2 protein-coding genes are annotated in these 1,973 nt (G+C 30.6%); both read right to left on the bottom strand.

From position 1 onward, the window contains the following. Positions 1-105: 105 nt before the first annotated feature. Positions 106-855, bottom strand: coding sequence for a hypothetical protein (locus ACFSQJ_RS14365; RefSeq protein ID WP_377767667.1), 750 nt, complete (start codon positions 853-855; stop codon positions 106-108). Between the two features lie 168 nt (positions 856-1,023). After that, on the bottom strand, positions 1,024-1,818 hold the full coding sequence (locus tag ACFSQJ_RS14360) for a cation transporter (RefSeq protein WP_377767666.1): 795 nt from the start codon (positions 1,816-1,818) through the stop codon (positions 1,024-1,026). Between the last annotated feature and the right edge of the window lie 155 nt (positions 1,819-1,973).

Below are 1,973 nucleotides of genomic sequence, written 5' to 3'. Positions count from 1 at the left end.
GTAAAACGTAGATAAATCAAATAAAAAAAGCTCAAAGAATCATTTTTTCGAATCTATGGGCCTAAAATACTATTGTCTCAGATTAATGAAGAATTTACTTGTTTTTTACCTCAGTTCTTTGTTGTAAGTAGTGTTTTTGCTTTCAATCATTCTTTTTATTTCATTTAAATGTGATGCACCATAGATAATAACTATTTTATTGTCCTCAGAAGAGATAACCTTGTTAGCAACAAACTCGTTACGTAATTTTAAAATAAAATCTCTTTTAAATGCCGAAGATAATTCCTCTTTTATTTTTTTACACTTATAGGTAACTTTTTTTAAGTCAGTTCTGAAATCACAATTTGATAAATTTATTTTACCATATTTTTTTTCAAATTCTGAAATCAAAGTAATAATTGGTATGTCAGCTTTTTTGTCATTATCGTTAATATTCAGACTTTCTCTGTTTGGTTGATTTATGATTTTATCTTCTCCAACATATTTATATTTCCCTCTTAATTTTTTAGTTACTGTGTCATAACGTTTTGATGTAATTGATTTTCCGTATAGTTTTCTAAATTTTCGTTTACTAATATCGCTATCTAATGAATCAATATTGAGTGGATTTTTTACAGTCTCGTAATAAAAAATAAAATTATTTTTTCGCAATGAATCAATTTTTTTTCTGACATCTTTATAAAATGTTTCATCCCCGAAATGGAACATCGGTATGAAGTAAATTTCTTTACTTTTATATTCAATTTTTTCTAAGGTCACATAGTCAGGATAATCCAACGCAAATTTTGAAGAACCGCAAGAAATTAGAAATAAAGGAATTGAAATTAATAGAATTCTTCTAAATAAAATGTTCATTAGTTTGTTCGGTTACATTACTTACAACGGTTTTGTGTATGATTAGTGGCGTGTTTAAGCACCTAATTTAGCAAATAAAAACCGAATAGAAAATCCGCGAGGATTTTCGTAAGTAGGCGAGAACCAGCCATTAATTATACACGTTGTTGTAAGTAGTGCTTTTTTAGTTCACTTACTTAATTTCAAAATCCGAAATGCTCCTTGAATTACCAATGCAAAAACAATTGTTCCGATAATCAAATCAGGTTTATTAGAACTCAAATAATGCACTAAAATTCCTGCAATAATTACTCCCAAATTGATAATCACGTCATTCGAAGTGAAAATCATACTCGCTTTCATATGTGCTTCTTCTTTGCTCTTTGACTTTTGCAAAATATAAAGACAAATTCCGTTTGCAATAAGTGCAAAAATCGAAACTATAATCATTGTTGAAAAATCGGGAAGTTTCTCGTTTCCGAAAAATCTTCTCAAGACTTCTACAAATCCAATAATCGCAAGTATTATTTGAAAATATCCAGCAAGTTTGGCAATCCGTTTTTTCTTTATTACTGTTCCGCCAACCGCAAACAAACTAATTCCGTACACAAAACTGTCCGCAAGCATATCTAAACTATCGGCAACAAGTCCCATAGATTTTGAGATAATTCCTGTTGTCATTTCAATAATGAAAAAAGCAAAATTTATGGCAAGTACAGACCAAAGTAGTTTTTTCTGATTTTCGTTTTCTTTAAATTCCGTTTGGTCGGTTTGTTCCGTTGAGATTTTTTTTCCACCTAAATTCAATTCGATAACGGACTTTTCGATTTGGTCAATTTCTCCGCTGTGAAAAACGGTCAATTTTCGGTGCGGAATATCAAAGTCCAAATTCGCAATACTTGAAATTCCGTCCAATTTCATTCGGATTAGATTTTCCTCTGAAGGACAATCCATTTTGGTAATTTCAAATATCGTTTTATTCACTCGGTTTCTAGGTTTTGCGGCATTACTTACAACGGTCTAGTGTATGATTTCGTTGCGTGTTTAAGCACTAAAGTTAGCAAATAAATCACAGATAGAAAGTCCGCGAGGACTTTCGTAAGCATGCTATAACTAGCAATGAATTATACACATTGTTG

It is taken from the genome of Croceitalea marina, assembly GCF_042684265.1.
Lineage (GTDB): Bacteria > Bacteroidota > Bacteroidia > Flavobacteriales > Flavobacteriaceae > Croceitalea > Croceitalea marina.
The sequence above is the reverse complement of the archived record's forward strand: the minus strand, read 5'-3'. Positions and strand labels throughout refer to the sequence as shown.

Coding starts and splice junctions, on each gene's coding strand:
- ACFSQJ_RS14365 (WP_377767667.1), bottom strand. CDS start 855: ATGAACATTTTATTTAGAAGAATTCTATTAATTTCAATTCCTTTATTT.